The 3,747-nt window shown below is 70.2% G+C and carries 2 protein-coding genes and 1 pseudogene; all 3 read right to left on the reverse strand.

Going from position 1 to position 3,747, the window contains the following annotated elements; genetic code table 11:
* Positions 1-360: 360 nt before the first annotated feature.
* Positions 361-2,012, reverse strand: a pseudogene (locus tag AB0J09_RS58915) (FAD-binding dehydrogenase).
* Between the two features lie 158 nt (positions 2,013-2,170).
* Positions 2,171-2,533, reverse strand: coding sequence for a hypothetical protein (locus AB0J09_RS58920; protein WP_360712109.1), 363 nt, complete (start codon positions 2,531-2,533; stop codon positions 2,171-2,173).
* A 290-nt stretch (positions 2,534-2,823) separates the two neighbouring features.
* Positions 2,824-3,747 (reverse strand): LuxR C-terminal-related transcriptional regulator (locus AB0J09_RS58925; protein ID WP_360712111.1); only part of this gene is annotated, 924 nt, incomplete at its 5' end.

Below are 3,747 nucleotides of genomic sequence, written 5' to 3' on the forward strand. Positions count from 1 at the left end.
CCCCGACCGCCCCAGCGTCGGCCTCGACCCCGAGTTGGAGGACCGGCTGCTGAGGGAAGCGTAGGACTCCGAAGGCTGGGATCCGGCCACCGCGGCGACGACCTCATGGTGCCGCCACTCCAGGTGCGCGACCAGAGCGTCGATGGCCCCCTGCGCTGCAGCCGCTGGAGGGCCCGTGCACGCAGGCCGGGGGGCGCCGCGAATCATTGTCGCGACGCTGGGCGTAAGCGGCTGAGTGGGTGCCAGGCTGGGCGTAGGCGGCTAATGGGATGCGAAGCTCGGCGTAAGCGGCTGCTGAGATGCGACGGTAGAGGCTGACGAGATGCGTGCCGTCGCTGTAGAACCCGTCCCAGGGAGCGTTCAGCCGGCTGCGGCGCGGCCGGCTTGGCGGCCGGAGAAGAGGCAGCCGCCCAGGAAGGTGCCCTCGAGAGCGTTGTAGCCGTGAATCCCGCCGCCGCCGAACCCGGCGATCTCTCCTGCCGCGAACAGCCCGTCGATGGGCTGTCCGTCCAGGCCGATGGCGCGCGAGTCGAGGTCGGTCTGGATGCCGCCGAGCGTCTTCCGGGTGAGTACGTGCAGCATGACCCCGATCAGGGGCCCGGCGGCCGGATCGAGGATCCGGTGCGGTGCGGCGGTGCGCCCCAGCCGGTCGCCGAGGTAGCGGCGGGCGTTGCGGATGCCCTGGATCTGGGAGTCCTTGCTGTACGGGTTGGCGAGCTGCAGATCGCGGGCCTCGACCTGGCGGCGCACGAGCTCGGCGTCGAGCAGCGGCTCGATCGTGAGCTGGTTCATCTTGTCCACCAGCTCCTCCAAGGTGGAGGCGACGACGAAGTCCGCGCCGTTGCGCTTGAAGGCCTCCACCGGAGCGGGGGCGCCCTTGCCGAGCAGGCGTTCACGGAGGAAGGCCTTGCGGTCGTTGCTCGTGATGTCGGGGTTCTGCTCGGAGCCCGACAGCGCGAACTCCTTCTCGATGATCTTCTGGGTCAGCACGAACCACGAGTGGTCGTGGCCGGTCCCGCGCAGGTGGCGCAGTGTGCCCAGCGTGTCATAGCCGGGCAGGCAGGGGTCCGGCAGTCGCGGCCCAGCGCGTCGAACCACATCGAGGAGGGCCCGGGCAGGATCCGGATGCCGTGGCCCGGCCAGATCGGGTCCCAGTTGCGCAGGCCCTCGGTGTAGTGCCACATGCGGTCGCGGTTGACCAGGCGCACTCCGGCCTCGGCACTGATGTCGAGCATCCGGCCGTCGACGTAAGCGGGCACGCCGGTCACCATGTTCTCCGGGGCGCTGCCCATCCGCTCGGGCCAGTAGCGGCGCACCAGGTCGTGGTTGGCGCCGATGCCGCCGCTCGTGATGATCACTGCGGGCCCGGTGAGCTCGAACTCGCCGGCCTCGTCGCGGTTGGAGATGACCCCGCGCGGCGAGTCGTCCTCGGCGAGCAGCGTGCCACGCACTCCTTGTACGGCGCCGCCGCTCATGACCAGCTCGTCGACCCGGTGGCGGTGGTAGAAGGTGACCAGCCCGCGTTCGGCCGCCTGCCGGACCCCGCCGACGAACGGCCTCAGCACGCCCGGGCCCGTGCCCCAGGTGACGTGGAATCGCGGCACGGAGTTGCCGTGCCCGTCCGCGCGCAGGTCGCCGCGCTCGGCCCAGCCGACGGTGGGCAGCAGCTTGATGCCGAGCCGGTCGAGCCAGGCGCGCTTCTCCCCGGCCGCGAACTCGACATAGGCGCGCGCCCACCGTACGGCCCAGGAGTCCTCGTCCTCCAGGCGGTCGAACTGGGCGCTGCCCTGCCAGTCGTTCCAGGCCAGCTCGAAGGAGTCCTTCACGCCCATCCGCCGCTGCTGCGGCGAGTCGACCAGAAACAGGCCGCCGAAGGACCAGAATGCCTGGCCGCCCAGGTTGGCCGCGCTCTCCTGGTCGACCATGGCGACCTTCTTGCCCTTGGCGGTGAGCTCACAGGTCGCCACCAGGCCTGCCAGGCCCGCCCCGACGACGATGACGTCAGCGTTCATGCGCCGATGATTGCGTCTGGGACATCTCAATCACAAGGTAGACATTAAGCCCAGAGTCGGTCACTATGCCTCGTCTGCGAGACGGTGACCCCGGACGGCCGAGGCGTAGCCCGCCGTTCCCGGTCCAGGGCAGGCGGCCAGGTCAGGAGGTCAGCGCCTCACGCGCCGTTTATCTCCAGCAGGCGATCAAGCCTGAGGGCGAGGTCGATCATTTCGCACCGGAGGGAGTCGAACTTCTCCATGATCTCGGACTGAGTGGATTTGAAGTGCTCGTTCGTTTGCGCGCGGAAGCCGGCGATCTCCACGATGAGAGCCTCGAAGTCCTGGCTCGTCTCCGTGCGGACGTCCGCGATCTCGGCCTTCAGTTCGGGGAGGCCGATGGACGTCTCCGAGTCAGGCCTGTGCGGGCCGGTCTGTGCCGGGACGAGGTCAGAGTGGCCGGGGTCGCTGCCGGAGCGCAGGATGGTTTCGAGAGCTTCCACTCGGTGTTTCAAGTCGAGGATCTCTGCCTCTACGTTCACGCACTTCTACCTTCGCCATAGCCGGATGGGATCCCCGTCGCGCGGTGGCCGGGCCCCACTTCGTGTGGACATGATGGCAAGCGGTTCATGATCAGGGGCGATCGATCGCCGAAGCAGGTGCGGATTTTTCCAGCCGGCGCTCCTGCCGTGGTCGCACATGGTGACGGCCACCGCGTGGCGCCCCTCCGAAGAGCCACGGTTCACGTTCGGAGGAGAGCAGGGCGATGGCCGCAGGCATCAGTTTGCCGCCTGGCCGGTCGCCGGTGAAGCCCTGTCAGAATCGGTGACTCCTACTTGTCGGTCCGATCATCCGAGGCCAGGGTCCGGAGCTCCTTGCGCGACGGCAGGCCCAGCTTGCGGAGCGCGCTGGAGATATGACTCTCCACAGTGCGTCTGGACAGGAACAGTTCGGTGGCGATCTCCTGGTTCGTCTTCCCCTCAGCCGCCAGCAGCGCCACCTCCCGCTCCCGCGACGACAGCGTCTGCCCGTGGGACGGCCGCCCGCCCCGCCACGGATAGGGGATGGGTACGCCGTTCTGCCGCATGATCCGGCTGACGCGTGCGATGTCCCGGTCTGCCCCCATCGTGGCGTACAGGCGCAGCGCGGCTTCGAGGAGGTGCCCGCCGCCGGCGGTGCCGCGTTCGCAGCGCCATCGGCCCAGGCGCTCCGCGGCCTGGGCCTCCTCGTAGCGCAACCCGGCGTCATGGAGGGTGGTACGTGCCGCGTCGAGCAGCCGGTCGGCCTCCGAAGCGTTCTGAGAGAGCACGGCATGGGCGGTCAGGAGCGCGGCCTGCGCGATCGGTGCGTCGGCGCCTTCGAGGCCGGCGCCCAGCTCGGCCACGAGCTCCGCGGTCTCGGGCGTGCTCCCCAGTGCGTCCACGAGGCACAGTACGGTCTCCGCGCCCCACACCCAGTTGCCCTTGGCCCGTACCAGGGTGAGCGCGGCGGTGGCGTGCTCGGCCGCGCCCGCGGCGTCGTCCAGGGTGAGCAGGAGGCGGGACAGCGTCATCCGGGCGGGGATGAGCGGCCACACGGCGCCGACCCGCTCGGCGATCGCGATCACCTCGCCCAGGCACGCCACCGCCTCCTCGGCCGGACCCGTCGCCGCCAGCAAGGCGCCCCGCAGCAGCCGCCAATCCAGCGAAGCGGCCGGGAAGGCCGCCGTCCCACCGCCCCCCGAGCCGAGCGCCGACGCCCCGCCCTCAGAGGCCCG

This window comes from Nonomuraea sp. NPDC049784 (genome assembly GCF_040659615.1).
In the GTDB taxonomy this organism is placed as follows: Bacteria; Actinomycetota; Actinomycetes; order Streptosporangiales; family Streptosporangiaceae; genus Nonomuraea.